22 protein-coding genes and 1 tRNA gene are annotated in these 21954 nt (G+C 44.3%); 21 read left to right on the plus strand and 2 right to left on the minus strand.

The annotated features are described in order from the left end of the window. Window positions 1-557: 557 nt before the first annotated feature. The 15 genes from B6A27_RS02890 to B6A27_RS02960 all read left to right on the plus strand — a co-directional run bounded on the left by B6A27_RS02890 (window position 558) and on the right by B6A27_RS02960 (window position 14205). The gene (locus B6A27_RS02890; RefSeq protein WP_044741455.1) at window positions 558-1730 is read left to right on the plus strand and encodes an ATP phosphoribosyltransferase regulatory subunit; all 1173 of its coding nucleotides are present in this window, start codon (window positions 558-560) and stop codon (window positions 1728-1730) included. 100 nt (window positions 1731-1830) lie between these two features. After that, the gene (hisG, locus tag B6A27_RS02895; RefSeq protein ID WP_066149684.1) at window positions 1831-2454 is read left to right on the plus strand and encodes an ATP phosphoribosyltransferase; all 624 of its coding nucleotides are present in this window, start codon (window positions 1831-1833) and stop codon (window positions 2452-2454) included. Window positions 2455-2471: 17 nt separating this feature from the next. Then, window positions 2472-3758, plus strand: coding sequence for a histidinol dehydrogenase (hisD, locus tag B6A27_RS02900; RefSeq protein WP_080860064.1), 1287 nt, complete (start codon window positions 2472-2474; stop codon window positions 3756-3758). Next, window positions 3752-4339, plus strand: coding sequence for an imidazoleglycerol-phosphate dehydratase HisB (hisB, locus tag B6A27_RS02905; RefSeq protein WP_044741452.1), 588 nt, complete (start codon window positions 3752-3754; stop codon window positions 4337-4339). Before hisD ends, hisB begins: the two co-directional genes overlap by 7 nt. Next, entirely contained in the window at window positions 4340-4975 is a 636-nt protein-coding gene (hisH, locus tag B6A27_RS02910) for an imidazole glycerol phosphate synthase subunit HisH (RefSeq protein ID WP_066149693.1), read from the plus strand. Continuing rightward, window positions 4975-5712: a 1-(5-phosphoribosyl)-5-[(5-phosphoribosylamino)methylideneamino]imidazole-4-carboxamide isomerase gene (hisA, locus tag B6A27_RS02915; protein WP_080860066.1), complete on the plus strand. Its 738-nt coding sequence runs from the start codon at window positions 4975-4977 to the stop codon at window positions 5710-5712. The genes hisH and hisA overlap by 1 nt, the downstream gene beginning before the upstream one ends. After that, window positions 5709-6467 (plus strand): imidazole glycerol phosphate synthase subunit HisF, encoded by a 759-nt coding sequence (gene hisF / locus B6A27_RS02920; protein ID WP_066149699.1) that lies wholly within the window; start codon window positions 5709-5711, stop codon window positions 6465-6467. The genes hisA and hisF overlap by 4 nt, the downstream gene beginning before the upstream one ends. Then, window positions 6464-7096: a bifunctional phosphoribosyl-AMP cyclohydrolase/phosphoribosyl-ATP diphosphatase HisIE gene (hisIE, locus tag B6A27_RS02925; protein WP_066149703.1), complete on the plus strand. Its 633-nt coding sequence runs from the start codon at window positions 6464-6466 to the stop codon at window positions 7094-7096. Before hisF ends, hisIE begins: the two co-directional genes overlap by 4 nt. Before the next feature lie 675 nt (window positions 7097-7771). Next, window positions 7772-9229: a tetratricopeptide repeat protein gene (locus tag B6A27_RS02930; RefSeq protein WP_080860068.1), complete on the plus strand. Its 1458-nt coding sequence runs from the start codon at window positions 7772-7774 to the stop codon at window positions 9227-9229. 92 nt (window positions 9230-9321) lie between these two features. Continuing rightward, entirely contained in the window at window positions 9322-10269 is a 948-nt protein-coding gene (gene trxB / locus B6A27_RS02935) for a thioredoxin-disulfide reductase (RefSeq protein ID WP_080860070.1), read from the plus strand. 312 nt (window positions 10270-10581) lie between these two features. Beyond that, window positions 10582-11040 carry an 8-oxo-dGTP diphosphatase gene (locus B6A27_RS02940; protein WP_066149713.1) on the plus strand — a complete coding sequence of 153 codons (459 nt, stop codon included), beginning with the start codon at window positions 10582-10584 and terminating at the stop codon, window positions 11038-11040. A 15-nt stretch (window positions 11041-11055) separates the two neighbouring features. Continuing rightward, entirely contained in the window at window positions 11056-11949 is an 894-nt protein-coding gene (gene rapZ, locus B6A27_RS02945) for an RNase adapter RapZ (RefSeq protein ID WP_080860072.1), read from the plus strand. Beyond that, window positions 11946-12908: a gluconeogenesis factor YvcK family protein gene (locus B6A27_RS02950; protein ID WP_044741443.1), complete on the plus strand. Its 963-nt coding sequence runs from the start codon at window positions 11946-11948 to the stop codon at window positions 12906-12908. The genes rapZ and B6A27_RS02950 overlap by 4 nt, the downstream gene beginning before the upstream one ends. Window positions 12909-12965: 57 nt before the next feature. Next, on the plus strand, window positions 12966-13922 hold the full coding sequence (gene whiA / locus B6A27_RS02955; RefSeq protein WP_044741442.1) for a DNA-binding protein WhiA: 957 nt from the start codon (window positions 12966-12968) through the stop codon (window positions 13920-13922). A gap of 25 nt (window positions 13923-13947) precedes the next feature. Beyond that, window positions 13948-14205: an HPr family phosphocarrier protein gene (locus B6A27_RS02960; RefSeq protein ID WP_044741441.1), complete on the plus strand. Its 258-nt coding sequence runs from the start codon at window positions 13948-13950 to the stop codon at window positions 14203-14205. Window positions 14206-14425: 220 nt separating this feature from the next. On the opposite strand, the gene clpP is transcribed toward B6A27_RS02960, so the two are convergent. Further along, window positions 14426-15016, minus strand: a complete 591-nt coding sequence (gene clpP, locus B6A27_RS02965; protein ID WP_044741440.1) for an ATP-dependent Clp endopeptidase proteolytic subunit ClpP — start codon at window positions 15014-15016, stop codon at window positions 14426-14428. 453 nt (window positions 15017-15469) lie between these two features. Between clpP and B6A27_RS02970 the strand changes: the two genes are divergently transcribed. Next, window positions 15470-15541, plus strand: a tRNA-Arg gene (locus B6A27_RS02970). Between the two features lie 380 nt (window positions 15542-15921). On the opposite strand, the gene B6A27_RS02975 is transcribed toward B6A27_RS02970, so the two are convergent. Then, the gene (locus tag B6A27_RS02975) at window positions 15922-16428 is read right to left on the minus strand and encodes a DUF3189 family protein (RefSeq protein ID WP_080860074.1); all 507 of its coding nucleotides are present in this window, start codon (window positions 16426-16428) and stop codon (window positions 15922-15924) included. 455 nt (window positions 16429-16883) lie between these two features. On the opposite strand from B6A27_RS02975, the gene rpoN reads away from it, so the two are divergent. From rpoN to B6A27_RS03000, 5 genes are all read left to right on the plus strand, one after another. Beyond that, window positions 16884-18182: an RNA polymerase factor sigma-54 gene (gene rpoN / locus B6A27_RS02980; protein WP_066149724.1), complete on the plus strand. Its 1299-nt coding sequence runs from the start codon at window positions 16884-16886 to the stop codon at window positions 18180-18182. Between the two features lie 12 nt (window positions 18183-18194). Next, window positions 18195-18440 carry a glutaredoxin family protein gene (locus B6A27_RS02985; RefSeq protein ID WP_066149727.1) on the plus strand — a complete coding sequence of 82 codons (246 nt, stop codon included), beginning with the start codon at window positions 18195-18197 and terminating at the stop codon, window positions 18438-18440. Between the two features lie 129 nt (window positions 18441-18569). Beyond that, window positions 18570-19604: a sugar-binding transcriptional regulator gene (locus B6A27_RS02990; RefSeq protein ID WP_044741436.1), complete on the plus strand. Its 1035-nt coding sequence runs from the start codon at window positions 18570-18572 to the stop codon at window positions 19602-19604. 31 nt (window positions 19605-19635) lie between these two features. Further along, a complete protein-coding gene (gene gap, locus B6A27_RS02995) occupies window positions 19636-20643 on the plus strand; it encodes a type I glyceraldehyde-3-phosphate dehydrogenase (protein ID WP_080860076.1) in 1008 nt (335 codons plus the stop codon). A 113-nt stretch (window positions 20644-20756) separates the two neighbouring features. Continuing rightward, entirely contained in the window at window positions 20757-21941 is a 1185-nt protein-coding gene (locus B6A27_RS03000; RefSeq protein WP_080860078.1) for a phosphoglycerate kinase, read from the plus strand. The last annotated feature ends 13 nt before the right edge of the window (window positions 21942-21954 follow it).

The following is a 21954-nucleotide window of genomic DNA, read 5'->3' on the forward strand; positions in this document are numbered from 1 at the left end:
AGATGTGTATAAAGGACAGCACCTTACTTCTGCTTATCAATCAGGCTTTTTGGTTGCAAGCATGTTAATGGTTGCGATGTTTATTCCATCTCTGTTTTTAACCAATAAGGTAAAATCAAAGGCGTAATATTCCATGTATTTTGAGGTTTTCTGAATGAAGACAACATTACTAGTAATCATGGAGTTTTCGTCTTTATACTTCATATTGGAGATGACAGCAACTAAGCAAGATCAAGAGATAGCGGCTCGCTAAACGAATGGAAAATATGTGTGCTCGTATCCATCGGCGTTGTCGATGCACTTTTTATGCGATGGATGGGATATAGACGGCAGGCGCTTGTCCATAAATAGCGATTTCTTATGCTTAGGCAGGAGAAATGTTGTTGATGGACCATTTTTATTATGGAAAGCATGAATTCATTAAGCTTCTTGTAGTGATTAGTGCTATTTTGAATCATCTTAACCTTGACGTAAGCCCCGACAAGGAGTAAACTACAAATAACTTCATCTCTCTACCATATTAGCAAACTAAAGTATTTCGGTAAAGGCGGGTTACTATGTCTAGAAAGCTGTTTATGTTTGAAAAACCGTTGGGGATGCGCGATACATTACCTTTTTTATATAAAGCGAAGCAGCACGTCCGCCGAACAATGGCGAATGAAATTGAACAATGGGGATACGAGTTTATTGAAACTCCGACGTTAGAATATTACGAAACGGTTGGTACTGCTTCAGCGATTGATGACCATCAATTGTTTAAGCTTCTTGATCAGCAGGGTCATACGCTTGTTTTGCGTCCTGATATGACGGCGCCGATTGCCCGCTTGGCTGCGTCAAAGCTTTACGAAAGCGGAAATCCGCTCCGGTTGGCTTATCATGCGAATGTGTTTCGCGCCCAGCAGCGAGAGGGAGGGCGCCCGGCCGAATTTGAACAAATTGGAGTGGAATGCATCGGCGATGGCACCATTGCCGCAGATGCAGAAGTGATTAGCTTAATGATTGCCGCCTTAAAACAGATTGGGCTTGACCGATTTACAGTCACGATTGGACATATTGGCTATGTCCATGCGCTATTTTTAGATATTTTAGGAAATGAAGAGCGTTCCAATACGTTGCGCCGCTTTTTGTATGAAAAAAATTACGTTGGTTACCGTGAACATGTCAAATCATTGCCGCTTTCCTCGATCGATAAGCAGCGGCTTTTAAATCTGCTTGAATTGCGCGGTGGAGCCGAAAGTATTGAGAGGGCGCGCGAGCTGGTGGATAGAGAGAACGGAATCGACACGATTGCCGAGCTGGAGCAGCTGTATGAACATCTCAAACTGTATCAAGTGACGGAACATATTAAGTTTGATTTCAATCTTGTGAGCCATATGAGCTATTACACGGGAATTTTATTTGAAGTATATGCAGAAAAAGTCGGCTTTCCGCTTGGAAACGGCGGGCGCTACGATGAATTGTTGGAAAAGTTTGAACGAAAGGCTCCCGCTACCGGATTTGGGATTCGGGTCGACCGGTTGATTGAAGCGCTAGGCGAACCGGAGGAGAGCCGGGAGATCCATTGCATTATTTTTAGTCAAGAAAGGCTTTCAGAAGCGATTCAATTGGCGAATCAGCGGCGAAAAAACGGTGAAAAAGTCGTTATGCAGCACATATCGGGAATCGAAAATATTGATGCTTGCGCAAAACAATATCACCACATTACTTACTTAATTGGTCAAAATTCATGATCACGAAATGCTTGTGATCCATGATGGAAGGCGGGTTCCCGACGTTGCCGCTTTTGTGATTGGATGAATATGTGCCGCATGGTCAAAGGAGGAATAGCGTATGTTAACCGTTGCGATGCCAAAAGGCCGCATTTTTGAAGAAGCGGTGGAGCTGCTGCGTCGAGCCGGCTACCGGCTTCCGCCTGAATTGGATGAATCTCGTAAGCTGATTATCGATGTTCCCGAAGAGAAGATGCGTTTTATTTTGGCGAAACCAATGGATGTCAGCACATATGTTGAGCATGGTGTCGCTGATGTTGGGATTGCCGGAAAAGATGTCATGCTAGAAGAGGAACGGGATGTGTATGAGATTTTGGATTTAAAAATCAGCCCATGTCATTTAGCCGTTGCCGGGTTGCCTGATGGAAAAATGAATCGGATTGCGCCAAGAGTGGCGACGAAATATCCGAATATTGCCTCCAGCTATTTTCGCGAAAAGGGAGAGCAAGTTGAAATTATTCACTTAAACGGCTCTATTGAACTTGCGCCGCTCGTCGGATTGGCGGACCGAATTGTCGATATTGTTTCGACCGGAAGAACATTAAAAGAGAATGGGCTGGTGGAGCTAGAGAAAATTGTGGAGGTAACCTCTCGCTTAATTGTGAATCCAGTGAGTTATCGCATGAAGGCAGCGCCTATTCATGAGTTTGTCGAGCGGTTATCAGTCATCATTGGCGAGGAATGAAAGGGGTGGAGTGTGACATGAAGATTGAGCGACTGACGCGCGCCTTATCATTGAAGCGATCGATCGAAACGGGGACCGAACAGCAAAGACAGACAGTCCGAACTATTATTGAAGAGGTACGGCGCAAAGGAGATGTGGCCTTAAAGGAATATACGGAAAGATTTGACGGCGTCTTACTTGAATCGTTGCAGGTATCAAAGCAGGAAATGGACCAAGCTTATGAGCAACTGGATTCCTCCTTGATTGCCATCATTCGCGAAGCGGCGGAAAATATTCGCGAGTATCATGAACGCCAAAAGCGGGAGTCTTGGATGATGATGAAGGAGGACGGAACGATCCTCGGTCAGAAGATCACACCGCTTGATGCGGTCGGGCTTTATGTGCCGGGCGGTACAGCGGCTTACCCCTCTTCTGTTTTAATGAATGTCATTCCCGCACAAGTAGCAGGAGTCAAGCGGATTGTGATCGTATCTCCTCCCGATGACCAAGGCAGCTTGCCGGCAGGAGTGCTTGTCGCGGCTTGCGAGCTTGGAATTCAAGAGATTTATAAAATCGGGGGTGCCCAAGCGATCGCCGCCCTTGCTTATGGGACAGAAACCATTCAGCCGGTTGATAAAATTTTTGGTCCAGGCAACATTTATGTGGCGCTGGCGAAGCGGGAAGTGTTCGGGCAAGTGGCGATCGACATGATTGCCGGACCGAGTGAAATCGTGGTGCTAGCTGATGAAACAGCAAAAGCGAATGAAATTGCCGCTGATCTTTTGTCACAGGCTGAGCATGATGAGCGCGCTTCCAGTATCCTTGTCACCCCTTCCATGAAATTGGCGCTGGAAGTCGCGAGCGAGGTAGAAGCACAGCTGGAAACGCTGCCGCGCAAGGAGATCGCCGCTGCCGCTATCGAACAATATGGAGCGATTTATGTGAGCGAGACGATGGAGGAAGCGATCGCCGCCGTTAATGAGCTGGCTCCGGAGCATTTGGAAATGATCACGAATGATCCGATGAGCCTCATTGGACAAATTCGTCACGCTGGCGCGATTTTTTTAGGGCGGTTTAGCTCTGAGCCCGTAGGCGATTATTTTGCCGGCACGAACCATGTGCTGCCTACGAATGGAACGGCTCGTTTTTCAAGCGGATTGAGCGTCGATGAGTTTGTTAAAAAATCGAGCCTTATTTTATACAGCGAACAGGCGCTAGTGGCTAACGCCGCAAAAATTGCTGCGCTGGCGCGGCTAGAAGGGCTGGAAGCACATGCGCGGGCTGTAGAAGAACGTTTGAAAAATCAAGGGGGAGAAACATCATGAGAAAGGCTATGATTTCACGAACGACCAATGAAACAGATATTCAATTGGAACTGACGCTGGAGGGCGAGGGAAAAGCGGAGCTTGAAACAGGAGTGCCGTTTTTAACCCATATGCTGGATCTTTTTGCGAAGCATGGGCAGTTTGATTTACAGGTAAAGGCTGTCGGCGATATTGAAATCGACGACCATCATACAACGGAAGATATCGGAATCTGCTTAGGGCAGGCGCTTCGAGAAGCTTTAGGTGATAAAAAAGGAATTAGACGCTATGGCAACGCGTTTGTGCCAATGGACGAGGCGCTTGCACAAGTCGTGATTGATTTAAGCAACCGACCGCACTTTGAGTTTCGTGGCGAATTCCCAAGCCCAAAAGTTGGGACGTTTGATGTGGAGCTTGTGCATGAATTTTTATGGAAGCTGGCCTTGGAGGCGCGCATGAACTTGCATGTGATTGTTCATTATGGCCGCAATACTCACCATATGATTGAAGCGGTGTTTAAAGCGTTGGGAAGAGCATTGGCTGAAGCGACGATGATTGACCCGCGTGTAAAGGGAGTTCCATCGACGAAAGGAATGTTATAAATGATTGGCATTATTGATTATGGAATGGGCAACTTATACAGCGTCAGCAAAGCGCTAGAGCGCTTGAACTATGAATCTATCGTTTCAGGGAACGTGGATCAGCTCAAGAAAACGAAAGGCCTTATTTTGCCGGGGGTCGGATCTTTTAAAGATGCCATGCACATCTTGAATGAAACAGGGCTGTCTGATTTTATTCGTGAAGCGGTGGAAAACGGAACGCCGCTGCTTGGAATTTGTCTTGGGATGCAGCTTTTGTTCGATGAGAGCGAGGAGAATGGCAGGACGGAAGGGCTTCGGCTATTAAAAGGCCGCGTTGTCCGTTTTCCGGGAACGACCTCAAGTGGTGAAGCGTATAAAGTACCGCATATGGGATGGAATCGCCTGCACATTCGTTATCCGTCTCCGCTTTTTAAAAATGTCGAAGAAGGATATGTCTATTTTGTTCACTCATACTATGTCGATTCAACCGATCAAGAGGTTGTGCTGGCAAGCAGCACATATGATGTGGAAGTTCCGGCTGTCGTGGGTCAAAACTATTTATTTGGAACACAATTTCATCCGGAAAAAAGCAGCAGCATCGGAATGAACATATTAAAAAATTATGCGGATCTTGTGGCAAGAAAGGAGAACGAATGATGGCGGCGTTTACCATTTATCCGGCGATCGACATGCGCGGCGGCAAGTGTGTTCGGCTATTACAGGGCGATTATAATAAGGAAACGGTATATGGCGACTCGCCGTTTGAGATGGCTCGTCTATTTGCCAATCAGGGAGCGCAATGGATTCATATGGTTGATCTCGATGGCGCAAAGGAGGGACGCCGTATCCATGATCGCTTTGTCATTGAGGTTGCCCGGCAGTTAAAGGTGAATGTGCAAGTGGGCGGAGGCATCCGTACGGAAGAAGATGTCGCTTATTACTTGGGTAACGGGGTGGCTCGCGTGATTTTAGGTAGCGCTGCTATTTCCAATCCTTCCTTTGTCAAAAAAATGCTGACCACATACGGCGAGCGCATTGCGATTGGCATTGATGCTAAAAACGGCTATGTAGCAACAGAAGGATGGTTGAATACATCGAGTGTCAAGGCGGAAGAGCTGGGAAAAGAACTGGCCGAGGCTGGAGCGCAGACGTTTATTTTTACTGATATTGCGACGGATGGCATGATGTCTGGGCCGAATATTGAAGCGGTTGTCGATATGGCGCGGGCAACCGGACGGAATGTGATCGCTTCAGGAGGAGTCCGTTCTCTCCATGATTTGCGAACATTGAAGCCGTTTGTCCATGAAGGAGTAACAGGAGCCATTATTGGAAAGGCATTGTATACAAATCAGTTTACTGTTGCTGAGGCGTTAAAGGTGGTGCAGGGCGAATGATTACAAAGCGCATTATTCCTTGTCTTGACGTGAAGGATGGCCGCGTGGTAAAAGGGGTTCAATTTGTGCAGTTGCGCGATGCGGGAGATCCAGTTGAATTGGCGGAATTTTACGACGAACAAGGAGCCGATGAGCTGGTGTTTTTAGATATTTCCGCTTCCCATGAGGGACGAAAAACCATGATCGAAGTCGTTGAGAATGTCGCGGCACAGCTTGCCATTCCGTTTACAGTCGGCGGCGGAATCCATTCGTTAGAAGATATGAAGCGCATTCTTCGCGCTGGTGCGGATAAGGTGTCTTTAAATACGGCGGCAGTCATCCGTCCCTCGCTTATTAGTGAGGGAGCTGATTTTTTCGGTTCACAATGCATAGTCGTAGCGATCGATGCCAAATACGATGAAGAGCTCGGTTCTTGGCGCGTCTATACACATGGAGGGCGCAAGCCGACGAATTGGGAAGTGGTCGAATGGGCCAAGCAAGCGGTAGAGCACGGCGCAGGTGAAATTTTATTAACAAGCATGGACTGTGATGGAGGAAAAAATGGTTTTGACCTTGAGCTTACAAAAAAAGTGAGCGAAGCTGTTTCCGTTCCAGTCATTGCTTCGGGAGGCGCGGGCCATGCAGAGCATTTTGTTTCGGCGTTTCTTAAAGGAAAAGCCGACGCTGCTTTAGCTGCCTCGATTTTTCATTATAAAGAAACGTCTGTTAAAGAAGTAAAAGCCTATTTGCGCGAGAGAGGAGTGCACGTCCGATGAATATTTCTAATATTCGTTTTGATGAAAGAGGGCTCGTTCCCGCTATTGTGCAAGATGCGCAAAGCAAGGAAGTGTTGACACTTGCTTATATGAATGAAGAGGCGCTGCAAAAATCGCTTGAAACAGGGGAAACATGGTTTTATAGCCGCTCCCGCCAAGAGTTGTGGCACAAAGGAGAAACCTCCGGGAATACGCAACGCATTCTTGAGATGCGTTATGATTGCGATCAAGATGCTCTCCTTATGCTGGTAGAACCGCAAGGGCCTGCCTGCCATACCGGAAGCTATTCTTGTTTTTCCGAAACGATCCACGGCGAAGCAGCTGGCGCATACACTGACCGTTTCTCCATTGTTAATCAGCTTGAACAAATTATCGCCAAACGCGAAGCAGAGCGTCCGGAAGGGGCGTATACAACTTATTTATTTGAAAAAGGAATTGATAAGATTTTAAAAAAGCTAGGCGAAGAAGCAACTGAAGTCGTTATTGCAGCCAAAAACCGCAATCCAGAAGAACTAAAATGGGAAGTTGCCGATTTATTGTATCATTTGCTTGTCCTGTTGCGTGAACAAAAATTGCCGCTTGATGCCGTGCTTGCTGTATTAAAGGAGCGCCATGCAGCAAAAGAGTAATTTTTGAGCTGGTTCATAATCGTATTGCGATTGGAGCCAGCTTCTGTTATGTTTAAGTGACATATCCGTTGCCTAAAGGTGCTGCCTGTCCCCTTTTTCTTCGGACTAAAGGTGTTGAAGCGTTATTCCCTCGCTAGCTGTCAATAGATGGATTTTCACACTTCCTTAGTTCAGAGCCCCGCAGCTGAAAAGATCGGCCTCTCGAGGAGATGAATGATGATGGCTAATCACCGGCTGCATTCTGAAGAAAAAATAAACAAACCCCGGTGTGTTGCTTATCCCATAAAAAACAATTGACCTTGCTTGATTCCTAGCTTTTCTGCCATAATCGGCAAACGATCGCTTGCCGACTGGGCATGCATCTGGCGGGAAAAGCTTGTGTCTAGTTCGATCATTCCATGTTTTTAGTAAAATAATGGATCATCAACACTTGTGATCTACATCATTTGATGTGACGGGTTGTTTTTTGAATTGTTGAGTGCTTCTCCTATATTCGCATGATAAGGCAACTCCGGATCCTGAAAAAATGAGGCTCTTCTCTTTTGGAGCAGCTTTATTGTGTCAATTCTTCAGGAATGGATAATAAAACAAAAATTCAGCTTATATCGCTTATACAGTTTTAAGAGAATATGTTATACTTCTTTTCGGTGAATTCAGCGGAACATGGAGGACTAGATGGGAAAACAATTAAAACGAAAACGATCAGCAGCGAAGGTCATTCCGTTTGTGCAAAGCGGAGAGTACTACTTTAAAAAAGGGTTAATTGCTTATAAACGTGGCGATTTGGCGCGAGCGAAAAAATATTTGGAGCGGGCTGTGCAATTGAATGGTCAAGAAGCGATGTTTGCTTTTCAGCTTGCGATTGTATTGACGGAGTTAGGTGAATATCAAGCATCTAATCAGCTGTTTCTGACCGTTGTTCATGAGCTTGATCCCGAAATGAGTGAATGCTTTTATTTTTTAGCTCATAATTATGCTCATCTTGGTCTATTTCGCGAGGCGATGAATCATGCGCAAACCTATTTAGAGCGCGAACCGGATGGTGAATTTTTGGAAGAGATTGAAGATTTAATAGAGCTTTTAAGCATCGAATATGAAGATGATGAGTTTATCAGTCAAGAGGATTTGATCGTAAAACAAGAAAAAGCGCGCTCGTTACTGGAAAAAGGGGATTTTCCGGCAGCAATTGAAGTGTTGGAAGCGATGATTGCTGAATACCCGGAATTTTGGTCCGCATACAATAATTTGGCATTAGCTTATTTTTATATGGGAAATGCTGAAAAAGCACAGAGCGTTATTAATGAAGTGCTTGAAAAAAATCCTGGCAACCTGCATGCACTTTGCAATCGGCTTGTGTTTTTTCATTACTTGCAGGATGAAGCAGAGGTCGCCCGCTTGACAGAGGAATTAGCCTGTGTGCATCCGTTTCTCATTGATCAGCGCTATAAGCTTGGCGCTACATTCGCGCTTGTCGGACGTTTTGACCTTGCTTTTAAATGGCTTCACCATTTGTATAAAATGCGGTTTCATGGTGATTTTTTATTTTATTATTGGCTCGCCTATTCTGCTTATTATACCGGTCATGCCCGTTTAGCCAAAACAGCGTGGGAAAAAGTAATCGATCTGAGCCCTGATAAGAAAGGGCAAGAGCCGTGGGGAGTGTTTGAAGAAAAAATTAAGCGGTGGATGAACGGAACGAATATTGCTGAAGTGCTTTATGGATTATATGTCATCAGCAAATCATTGAATGCGGATGAAGTGAAAGCGTATATCCATGTAAGAGAGACAATGGAACAGCATTGGCTTGTCCGGGAGTTTATTGATTATATTTTGCTTCCAGCGCAAGCAGTGGTCCCATTGTATATCGTAGACGCCTACGCGGTAATGGATGAATTATGGGAAAAAAATGTGTTAGCAGATGAAAAAATGTATATCGCTTGGTTTCATGTGTTCGCCAATGCGGTGGATGTGCTGCGAAACTTCTCCAATTATCAAGCATGGGCGGCAGCGATTGAATATGTATGGAGGCGAAATCAGGGCGAATCCGTGACACAAAAAGGAATCGGAGAAAAGTACAGTATTTCGTTATCAACTGTTCAAAAATATGTAAAACAAGTTCGAAAATGGTTATAATGAGCAAATTAATAGACGTTTATTCAGGACTTATATACGATAAAAGTAAGGAAATAATAAGCAGGTAAGTAGCGCGTAAAGGAGTGGACGCTGTGTCAGAAGAAAAAATTTATGATGTCATTATTATTGGGGCGGGACCGGCCGGAATGACAGCCGCTGTCTACACATCTAGAGCGAACATGTCGACGCTGATGATTGAGCGCGGAGTTCCAGGCGGCCAAATGGCCAATACGGAGGATGTAGAAAACTATCCAGGTTATGAACATATTTTGGGACCAGAATTAGCAACGAAGATGTTTGAACATGCCAAAAAATTTGGAGCAGAGTATGCTTACGGTGACGTAAAAGAAGTGATTGATGGCCAAGAGCACAAAACCGTTGTGGTCGGAAATAAACAATATAAAGCGCATGCGGTGATTATTGCGACAGGAGCGGAGTATAAAAAGCTAGGTGTTCCTGGGGAGGCAGAGCTGAGCGGCCGCGGCGTTTCTTATTGCGCCGTATGTGATGGCGCCTTTTTCCGCGGAAAAGAGCTTGTTGTTGTGGGCGGAGGCGATTCCGCAGTGGAAGAGGGCGTATATTTAACTCGTTTTGCTAGCAAGGTTACGATCGTGCATCGCCGCGATCAGCTGCGGGCGCAAAAAATCTTACAAGACCGTGCATTTGCTAATGAAAAAATCGATTTTATCTGGAATCATACAGTTAAGCAAATTCATGAAAAAGACGGAAAAGTGGGCGGAGTCACGCTTGTCCATACACAAACAGGAGAAGAGCGGGAGTTTTCATGTGATGGCGTGTTTGTTTATATCGGTATGCTGCCGCTTTCGAAGCCATTTGTCAGCCTTGGCATTACAAACGAAAATGGCTATATTGAAACAAACGAACATATGGAAACAAAAATAGCCGGAATTTTTGCGGCGGGCGATGTCCGTGAAAAATCGCTGCGGCAAATTGTAACGGCGACAGGGGACGGAAGCATTGCGGCGCAAAGTGCACAGCATTACGTAGAGGAGCTAAAAGAGTCGCTAAAAGTGAAATAATCACTTAACGAAACCGTAATGGATGTTTAACCGCGCTGTAACACAAATGAAATAATTTTCCTGTATGCTAAAGGTAAAGTAATTGACCCCCTTTTATATAAATTTCCGTGTATGGCATGGGTACTTCCCGTGCCTCTTTTTTTGCTGTCGCAAGATATAAAGGGTATGAAGCAAAAACAGTCGGAGCCGGCTGATCTCACAGATTCATCATCGCGCTCCTATTGCGATATACGGCCGATATGCAACTAGCACCATATCGCCAGAAATAGTATAATAAAGTAAACTGTATTGAGTAATGTTGAGGTGAACGTGTTGCAACGCGTAACAAATTGTGTTTTGGTTAATGATGGGAAAATTTTGTTGCTGCAAAAACCGCGCCGAGGCTGGTGGGTTGCTCCTGGAGGAAAGATGGAGCAAGGTGAAACGATTCGCGAAGCATGTATTCGAGAATATCGGGAAGAGACGGGCATTTATTTGAAAAGCCCCGAATTAAAAGGGGTATTTACTATTGTGATCAAGGATCAGGAGCGAATTGTTTCGGAGTGGATGATGTTTACGTTTTTTGCGGATCAGTTTGATGGCGAACATGTGCCTTACTGTGAGGAAGGGAAGCTTGAATGGCACCCTGTGGAAACGATTCACCAACTCCCGATGGCACCGGGAGATCGTCATATTTTAGATTATATGTTAAAGGGATCTGGCATGATCTATGGTTCGTTTATTTATACAGAAGATTTCCAACTGCTTTCGTATCGATTAGACCCAAGCTAAGGGGAGAGGATGAAGATGAGTACAGGTTCAACCAACGACATACAAATGGTCATTATCACTGGAATGTCGGGAGCGGGAAAAACGGTGGCCATTCAAAGCTTTGAGGATTTGGGGTTTTTTTGTGTCGATAACTTGCCACCAACCTTGCTGCCAAAATTTTTAGAGCTAATGAAGGAATCGGGGAATAAAATTAATAAAATTGCGTTAGTGATGGATCTGCGCAGCCGCGATTTTTTTGATAAATTATTGGCGGCGCTTGATGATTTATCGGAGTGGTCATGGGTGACACCACAAATTTTATTCCTCGATGCGAGAGATTCTACACTAGTTGCTCGGTATAAAGAAACGCGGCGCACTCATCCGCTTGCGCCCAATGGCTTGCCGCTTGAGGGCATACGGTTGGAAAGAGCAATACTGGAGGAGCTAAAGGGACGAGCGCAAATCATCTACGATACCTCTGACTTAAAACCAAGGGAGCTTCGCGAAAAGATCTTAAAGCAATTTTCTTCACACACACATCAAACCTTTACGGTTCATATTGTGTCATTTGGCTTTAAATACGGTTTGCCTATTGATGCCGATTTAGTCTTTGATGTCCGTTTTTTGCCGAACCCGCATTACATTGAACATATGCGGCCTAAGACAGGGAAGGACGAGGAAGTGTCCTCATATGTACTGAAATGGAACGAAACGCAAAAGTTTCTTGAGAAAACGGTTGACCTATTGACGTTTATGCTGCCGCACTATAAGCGGGAGGGAAAGAGCCAGCTTGTCATTGCAATCGGCTGCACAGGAGGCCAGCACCGTTCAGTAGCGCTTGCTGAATATCTTGCTCAACATTTTTCGGCGGATTATAAAACGCATGTGTCTCATCGAGATATGGAAAGACGAAAGGAAAAGCATCTATGAGTAAAAAGATTGATCCGAAGATCGTTATTATTGGTGGCGGAACCGGTTTGCCTGTGCTGTTAAGAGGGCTGAAGCAATATGATGTCGATATTACTGCGATTGTGACTGTAGCAGATGATGGAGGAAGCTCAGGCCGTTTGCGGGATGAACTTGATATTCCGCCGCCAGGTGATATTCGCAATGTTTTAGCTGCACTTTCAGATGTCGAACCGCTCGTCGTTGAATTGTTTCAGCATCGCTTCCAAAACGGAAACGGATTGTCGGGCCATTCAGTAGGCAACTTAATTTTAGCTGCGATGACCTCCATTACCGGAGATTTTGTTAAAGCCATTCGCGAAATGAGCAAGGTGTTGAATGTGCGAGGCAAGGTATTGCCGGCAGCGAATAAAAGCGTCGTTCTTCATGCGGAAATGGAAGACGGGACCATCGTTTCTGGAGAATCGAAAATCCCGTACTCCGGAAAAAAAATTAAAAGAGTTTTTTTAACTCCAGAACAGATCGAACCGCTGGAAGAAGCACTGCATGAAATTCGTCAGGCTGATTTGATTGTGCTCGGCCCTGGAAGCTTATATACAAGTATTTTGCCTAATTTGTTAGTGCCGAAAATCGGTCAAGAGGTATGCGAGGCAAAAGCTAAAAAAGTTTATGTATGCAATGTCATGACCCAAGCCGGCGAAACATTGCATTATACAGCAAGCGACCATGTGAAAGCGCTGTATGATCATATGGAGTGTGCTTTTTTGGATATGATTCTCGTCAATAGCGGAGAAATTCCTAAGGATATTCAGCAGCGTTATGCGGAAGAGCTGTCCGAACCTGTCAAGGAAGATTTAGAAAAGCTAACGGAGCTGGGAATAACCATTATCCGCGATCATATTGTAAAGTATGAAGATCGCGTGATACGCCATGATACAAAAAAGGTGGCAGCGCTGCTCGTTTCACTTTTAGAAACGTGCTAGAGTCGCACGCACCTCCTTTATCCTTTGAAAAAATCATGAAGCATGGAGGTGAGTAGGTTGTCGTTTGCGTCAGAGACGAAAAAAGAGCTAACGAATTTAGATGTCAAAGACTGTTGCTTAAAAGCAGAATTATCAGCCCTTTTGCGCATGAATGGCTCGCTGTCTTTTTCCAATCGCAAGCTTACCATTGATGTCCAAACGGAAAACGCGGCCATCGCCCGGCGCATTTATACGCTAATGAAAAAAGGATACACCGTTACCGTTGAACTGCTTGTCCGGAAAAAAATGCGCTTAAAGAAAAACAATGTTTACATCGTTCGAATTGTCGAAGGAGCGCGCGAATTACTTGAGGATTTAAAAATCTTAGAGGAATCTTTTTCGTTTGTTCGGGTCATCTCTCCAGAATTGATCAAGAAAAAATGCTGCAAGCGTTCTTATTTGCGAGGCGCTTTTCTTGCTGGCGGATCGGTTAATAATCCCGAAACCTCTTCCTACCATTTAGAGATTTTTTCACTGGACAAAGATCATAACAACTCGTTATGTGAATTAATGAACAGCCATTTTGGGCTGCATGCGAAAACGTTGGAACGCAAAAAGGGGTTTATTACGTATTTAAAAGAGGCAGAAAAAATTTCAGAGTTTCTTAATATTATTGGCGCTCATCAGGCTTTGCTGCGCTTTGAGGATGTTCGGATTGTCCGCGATATGCGAAACTCGGTCAACCGCCTTGTCAATTGTGAAACGGCTAATTTAAATAAAACGATTGGCGCCGCGATTCGTCAAGTAGAAAACATTCGCTACATTGATGAAACCATTGGTTTAAGCGCACTTCCAGATAAGCTTCGAGAAATTGCAGAATTACGAGTAACATATCAAGATGTTACATTAAAAGAATTAGGTGAAATGGTTTCAGGGGGGAAAATTAGCAAGTCGGGCATTAACCATCGCTTGCGGAAAATCGATGAGATTGCTGAAAAGCTGCGGGCAGGACAGCCTGTAGACTTCCATAAATAAAATCAGGAAAAGGGGAGGAAGGAATATGGTGGAAAAACAGGTGGAAGTGTTGTTGAAAACTGGATTGCAAGCGCGTCCAGCTGCACTTTTTGTTCAGGAAGCGAACCGCTTCTCATCGGATCTTTTTATTAAAAAAGATGGAAAAAAAGTCAATGCCAAAAGCATCATGGGTCTGATGAGCCTAGCAATCAGCTCCAGGTCTGTCATTACATTAATCGCTGATGGACCGGATGAACAAGAAGCGATTGAAGCATTGACAAAATATGTGCAAAAAGAAGGATAGTAAGAGGCTGCAGGAATGGCTGGGAGAGAGCGACTCGTTCAGGATGCTCAAACCGCACTTTGTCCGAGATTCATTCGATGCATAAAGGAAAAGGCTGTTCTTTACGGAAAAGAACAGCCTTCATATTTTCAGATTGGCTGTCCGCATTTTTCAGCCAAACGTTTTTAAAATAGTAGTAGACAAAGTCTGTTTTGACTTTGTCTACTACTGGCTGTCCGGATTATTTTTCGTCAACGCGTGCCAACACGCGGTCGATTAAACCATATTCTTTTGCTTTTTCCGCCGTCATAAAGTTATCGCGGTCTGTATCGCGCTCGATGATCTCGATTGGCTGGCCTGTATTTTCTGCCAAAATGCGATTCAGCTTATCGCGTAAGAACAAGATGCGTTTAGCGGCAATCTCGATATCAGTAGCTTGACCTTGCGCTCCTCCCAAAGGCTGATGGATCATGATTTCACTGTTTGGAAGAGCAAAGCGCTTTCCTTTTGCGCCAGCAGAAAGCAGGAACGCCCCCATTGATGCTGCCATTCCAATGCAAATGGTCGAAACATCTGGCTTAATAAACTGCATCGTGTCATAAATGGCCATTCCGGCTGTAATCGAACCGCCAGGGCTGTTAATATAAAGGGAAATATCTTTTTCCGGATCTTCCGCTGCTAAGAATAAAAGCTGGGAAACAATGGAGTTCGCGACATGGTCATCGATGGCACTACCTAAAATAATGATGCGGTCTTTAAGCAAGCGGGAGTAAATGTCATATGCGCGTTCACCGCGGCTTGTTTGCTCAATCACTGTAGGAATTAAATTCATGAGTTTTCCTCCTTTACCAGTCAATTAAAATCATATGTATTTCTATGATACATAATTGGTCAATGAAGGTCAAACAAAAAGCGTTTTGCCTTCTCCTCATAATTTTATTTATTCGCTATTCTGTTCCGATATCCCTTTTTTCAGCATATCCGCTTTTTTGTTTTTTAAACAGACGTATTGCTGAAGAAAATAGATTTTAAATTTTTAACATATCCACCGAGAAGTCTCCCTCCCTTAAACGGAGTGAAGGGGGGGAGTTCATCTGTTAGTAAGCGTTTTGCCCGATATAAACGCAGCTTAAACGATAGCTGAGAGGTCGGCGGCCGAAGACACAAATCTATGGACTTGTTTTTTCTATAATGAATCAATCTTGCTTCTTATTTCCATAGCATATTTTCCCCTTGCAAAAAAAAACGTTCTTCATTATAATGGAACATGCGGCTAACCAATCATGCCCTCGTAGTGTAGTGGATAGCACGAGAGATTCCGGTTCTCTTAGCGTGGGTTCGAATCCTGCCGAGGGCGTTCCAACTATCCTACTGGTTCGGATTAAATTTCCACAGCTCCTTGATACGACTGCATTTGCGGTCGTTTTTTATTTTTTTAAATCCGAAAGAGCCCTGTTGTTTTTGGGGAAATTTTGCATGAGACAGTTCCGGCGTTGTTGAATCCATTTGTCGGGACTCTTTTCGCTGATGACATACGAATCAATCTCTTTGCGGGCAAGGCGCCATGGCGATGCTGGACCCTTTTTATTGGGAAAAATCAAAGAACATGTTGAGGGGGGGATTCAAATAAAGAAGCAGCGGAGAAACGGACGGGTTGCTTCTTCTCTGTTTGTCAGGAAGAAAAAAGGATGGTTATTTTCGAGCATTTTTGGCACGAAAATAACCAAGAGATAGATGTTATTTGAAATTTTGATTTTCTAATACAACGACTTTTTTTTCTGTCGATTGACCGATTTGCTTTGTAAATTCAACGAGACGAAGAATATCATGACAACATTGTTTGGCACCTAAAACTAATAAGGGGACGCCAATAAAATCGATGTGCAATCCTCTTGAAAAAAACCCTCCCATTGTCATGGCAAATGGAACCGTTGGCGAAGTATTAGAAAAAATAATCTTTTCGTGATGGCTATGTTTTTCTTGTAGCAACGTAATGAAATTTCCCAATGCTTGAACGACTAATTTGTTTCTTTTTCTGCCAATGGTATACACAGAATTTCCATCTTCATCGATTCCGTGGAAGAAAAATTTTCCGAAATCATCCTTTGTCAGTTTGTTAAAATAGTCCGTATTTAAAATTTCTTCTTTCGTCAGCTCTCGATCCAAAGGCAGCTTTTTTAAATGGTAGGCTGCTGCTAGTGCCGTGCTATGTGTTCCAGCGTAGTCATTATATATGTAAATCACCCAATCACCCTCTTTTAATCCTATGTTGTAATAAGTAGGATTACCAGAACCCGTCGTATTTAAAAGAGCGAAAGAGCTTTCCCTTGTTCCTTTTATTGGTATGAATTTGGGATGTTTCGTGTAAAAGGTCGGATTCTGATCGGTTTTTCAGCGATAAAAACAAGAATTCAAGCAGTGTTCATTGGTTTTGAGTGGATCAGTAGTATCATTAGTCTGACAACTATGTGTAGGATATCGACAACATTCACCACATCTATAAAGAATATCCGCCTATACTTTCCAAAATGCTCCTGTTATCTATCTTCATAATAGCAGCAGTCCACGATCAGGAAAGGTCTTTTTTGTGTGATTTTTCGAATATATATAAAAATAATGGATTCGGATATACGGAAATTTTATTTCCTATACGTTTTGAGGATGTTGATGTACAATAATAAAGAAGGGAGCGTGAGATTATGAGAGCGGGGCTGTTTCAAGAGCAACGCTTGCACCTCTCATTAACAAAGGAACTGGCTCAAGCGATTGAATTGCTGCAGTATTCAACGCTTGAATTGCGCTCTTTTTTGCATGAGCAATCTCTAGAAAATCCTTTTCTCGAAATCAAGGATCATAAGTTTGTTCGTACTCCTAAGCAGTCAAGGAACGGAGAAACACGAAATTGGATTGAAAATATCGGGAAATCTTCCGAGACGCTTGCGTCTTATTTAAAAGCCCAGCTTCACGCTTTTCCGTTATCTGCAAAAAGACGGCAGATTTTGCATTATTTAATTGCTTCACTTGATGAGGATGGATATTTGCGAATGGAAATGAAAGAAACCGCGGCCCTGTTGTCGTTATCAGAAGAAGAACTGGAGGAAGCCATTCAGTTTTTGCAATCGCTTGAACCGGCCGGAGTGGGCGCGCGCAGTTTGCAAGAATGCCTGCTCATCCAGCTTCAGCGCCTGCCTGTTCGCCATGAACTAGCAGAACGGGTCATAGCTGATTATTTTACGATGTTTGTTGAAAAGGCATGGAAAGCGCTTGCGAAGCAGCTGAAAATCAGCATATCGAATTTGCAGGAAATATGGGATTTAATTCGCACGCTTGAGCCGCGGCCGGGCAGTCATTATGCTGCGGCGGATCCGCATTTTATCGTGCCGGATTTGATTGTCACAAAGCGTGATGGGGAGATATGTGTGTGGCTGAATGATGAGTTTCTTCCAGAAGTGATTTGGAATCACGCTTACGAAAAAAAAGTCGCCGATCAGCAGGACGAACAAATTGAATGGTTTGTGAGAGAAAAATACCGGCAATTTATGTGGTTGACAAAAAGCTTAGAACAACGTAAACAAACATTGGTTCTTGTTGTGAAGGAAATCATGGAAAGACAGAAGCAATGCCTCGAAGAAGGGCTGGCCGCACTAAGACCATTAACAATGCGCGATATTGCCGATGCGCTGAATATTCATGAATCTACCGTCAGTCGAGTGATTCGGAATAAATATGTACAGACACCGTTTGGCACCGTAGAGCTTCGCCATTTTTTTACAAACTCTCTTTCTGCGGAAAATGATAACGAAGAAGCATCTGCAGCCAAGACGAAAGAATTGATTAAAAAATTGATTGAAGCAGAGGATAAACATGCTCCTTTATCCGATCAAAAAATTGCTGATTTATTAAACGAAGAGCACCAAATTGCTATTTCCAGAAGAACAGTGGCCAAGTATCGGGAACAATTGCATATTCCATCATCTGCGAAACGAAAACGATATTAAGGTGTGAACGTGATGATTGTCCATCTTTATTCCAAAAAAGATTGCCATTTGTGCGAGAAGGCGAAAGAAATTTTAGCTGAATTGCAGACTGAACTCCATTTTACCATTCAAGAAATCGATATTTATCAAGACGATGTGTTGTTGGAACGATACCATCTGATGATTCCGGTCGTCGAAGTGGACGGGAAAGAGCTGGCCTATGGCCTTATTAAAAAAGATTTTATAAGAAAGCGGTTACTTGAATGCTTGAATAGTTGAACATCTACCATACTCCTGTTACAATTAAAAAAGAGGGCAGGAGTAATTTTTTTTGCACAAGCGGGACAAAATAAGTCACTGCGGGACGTATTGTGTCCATATATTATATGCAAGGGGAAGGGAACTACATTGCGATCATGGATTGATGCACAGAAAAAATTATTGCCTGATCTTCTTGAGTTTATGCAAAAACGCTATCGCATTTTGCAGTACATTCGGCTGATGCAGCCGATTGGAAGAAGAGCGTTGTCTGGAAGCATCGGGATGAGCGAACGTGTCCTTCGCGCAGAAGTACAATTTCTAAAAGACCAAAACTTAATTACCATCACTTCATCTGGTATGCACGTGACATCCGATGGTGACGAATTGCTCAATCTTTTGGAAGATGTGATGAAGGAACTGCTCGGTTTGAAGGATTTAGAGAAAAAGGTAAAAAGTTTGCTCCCTGTCGAAGAGGTCATCATTGTTGCTGGAGATAGCGACCTTTCTCCTTGGGTGAAAAAAGAAATGGGAAGAGCTTGTGTAGCGTGCATGAAAGAAAAGCTGAGCGATCAAAGTATCGTCGCTGTGACCGGCGGAACGACAATGGCCGCAGTAGCCGATATGATGATGCCAGATCCTAAACAGCACGGCATATTATTTGTTCCTGCCCGAGGCGGATTAGGAGAGCATGTCGAAAATCAAGCGAATACGATCTGTGCCAAAATGGCGGAAAAAGCAATGGGCAATTACCGTTTGCTCCATGTGCCTGACCATCTAAGCCAAGAGGCGTATCAGTCGCTGATTGAAGAACCAGCAGTCAAAGAAGTGCTTCAACTGATCAAATCATCGAATATCGTAGTGCATGGAATTGGCGATGCGATCACGATGGCAGAACGCCGTAAAACCTCTAGAGAAGACATGGAAAAAATTAAGCAAAGACATGCTGTGGCTGAGGCTTTTGGATATTACTTTAATCAAGCGGGCGAAGTGGTGCATAAGGTGCAGACAATCGGCATTCAGCTTGAAGACATTAAACGCGTTCAGCATGTGATTGCCGTTGCTGGCGGTGCTTCTAAAGCAAAGGCGATTAAAGCGTATATGAAGCAAGCGCCTCGCTCGATTTTAATCACGGACGAAGGAGCAGCAAGAGCGTTGACGGGGGAGCCACATCCCTTAACATAACTATTTTTGAATCATGAAGGAGGAACCACCAATGGCTGTAAAAGTAGGTATTAACGGTTTTGGACGTATTGGCCGCAACGTATTCCGCGCGGCATTGAAAAATCCGAATATCGAGGTCGTAGCTGTTAATGACTTAACAGATGCGAAAACATTAGCTCATCTTTTAAAATACGATTCCGTTCACGGCACACTAGACGCCGAAGTTTCTGTGAACGGCAACAACCTTGTCGTAAACGGAAAAGAAATCGTTGTAAAAGCGGAGCGCGATCCAGCGCAACTAGGCTGGGGCGAGCTAGGAGTTGATATCGTTGTTGAATCAACAGGCCGCTTTACAAAGCGCGAAGATGCCGCGAAGCATTTAGAGGCTGGCGCGAAAAAAGTCATTATCTCCGCTCCAGCAACGAATGAAGACATTACCATCGTGATGGGTGTTAACCAAGAAAAATACGATCCAGCTAACCATCATGTGATTTCAAATGCTTCTTGTACAACAAACTGCTTGGCGCCATTTGCTAAGGTGCTTCATGAAAAATTCGGAATCGTTCGTGGCATGATGACAACGGTCCATGCTTATACCAACGACCAGCAAATCCTTGATTTGCCTCATAAAGATTTGCGCCGTGCCCGCGCTGCTGCTGAATCGATTATTCCGACAAGCACGGGCGCTGCCAAAGCGGTGGCCCTTGTTTTGCCTGAGCTAAAAGGCAAGTTAAACGGTATGGCGATGCGCGTGCCAGTATCGAATGTATCTGTTGTCGATCTTGTAGCTGAGCTTGAACAAGAAGTAACGGTAGAAGAAGTAAATGCAGCGCTTAAAACAGCAGCAGAAAACGAGTTAAAAGGCATTCTTGCTTACAGCGAAGAACCGCTTGTCTCTCGCGATTATAATGGCAACCCGGCATCATCTACGATTGATGCGCTTTCTACAATGGTCATGGAAGGAAAAATGGTCAAAGTGGTTTCTTGGTATGATAACGAAACAGGCTATTCAAACCGCGTGGTAGACTTAGCTGAATATATTGCCTCAAAAGGTTTATAAATCTATTTGTCTTAGTCGCTCATTCAAGTCTATAATAGTGAAATGGAGAGGGGAGCGGGGGGAGTCCCCCACTCCCTTTCGTATGCAGAAACCATTGAAGGAGGCCGTTTGCCATGAACAAGAAAACCGTCCGCGACATGGATGTCAAAGGGAAGCGCGTTTTTTGCCGAGTTGATTTTAATGTCCCAATGCAAGATGGACGCGTAACAGATGACACACGCATTCGCGCTGCATTGCCAACCATTCAGTATTTGTCAGAACAGGGGGCGAAAGTGATTTTAGCGAGCCACCTTGGCCGCCCGAAAGGAAAAGTAGTAGAAGAAATGCGTTTAACGGCGGTGGCGGAACGCTTAAGCGAGCTGCTTGGTAAAAAAGTAGTGAAGACAGATGAAGCCTATGGAGAAGAAGTAAAAGCGGCCATTGCTGCTATGAACGAAGGCGATGTCCTGCTGCTTGAAAATGTTCGCTTCTATCCGGGCGAAGAGAAGAACGACCAAGAGCTAGCTCAAGCCTTTGCAGAATTGGCTGACGTCTATGTCAATGATGCTTTTGGCGCTGCGCACAGAGCTCATGCGTCCACAGAAGGAATCGCGCATTACTTGCCAGCGGTGGCAGGCTTTTTAATGGAAAAAGAGATTGAAGTGCTTGGCAAAGCACTTTCCAATCCAGAGCGTCCATTTACTGCCATCATTGGCGGCGCGAAGGTGAAAGACAAAATCGGCGTCATTGAAAATTTACTTGATAAAGTCGATCATTTAATCATTGGCGGCGGCCTTGCTTATACGTTTGTGAAAGCGTTAGGTCATGAAATCGGCAAATCGCTGCTCGAAGAAGATAAAATCGAGCTGGCGAAGTCATTTATGGAAAAGGCGAAAGAAAAAGGCGTAAAATTTTATATGCCGGTTGATGCCGTCGTAGCCGATGACTTTTCGAATGCCGCAAACAAAAAAGTTGTAAGCATTGATAATATTCCAAGCGATTGGGAAGCATTGGACATCGGTCCAAAAACGCGCGAGCTGTATCGCGATGTGATTTTGCAATCTAAGCTTGTCATTTGGAATGGACCAATGGGAGTATTTGAGATGGACGCATTTGCCGAAGGAACGAAAGCAGTAGCACAGGCGCTAGCTGATGCGAAGGGTACATATACGGTCATCGGTGGCGGCGATTCCGCGGCAGCTGTTGAAAAATTTGGATTGGCTGAAGAAATGGATCATATCTCAACTGGCGGTGGCGCGTCGCTGGAATTTATGGAAGGGAAGCAGCTCCCTGGTGTGGTTGCGTTAAATGATAAGTAATCAGAAGGAGGTA

Origin of the sequence: Anoxybacillus sp. UARK-01 (genome assembly GCF_002075365.1) — a bacterium.
In the GTDB taxonomy this organism is placed as follows: Bacteria; Bacillota; Bacilli; order Bacillales; family Anoxybacillaceae; genus Anoxybacteroides; species Anoxybacteroides rupiense.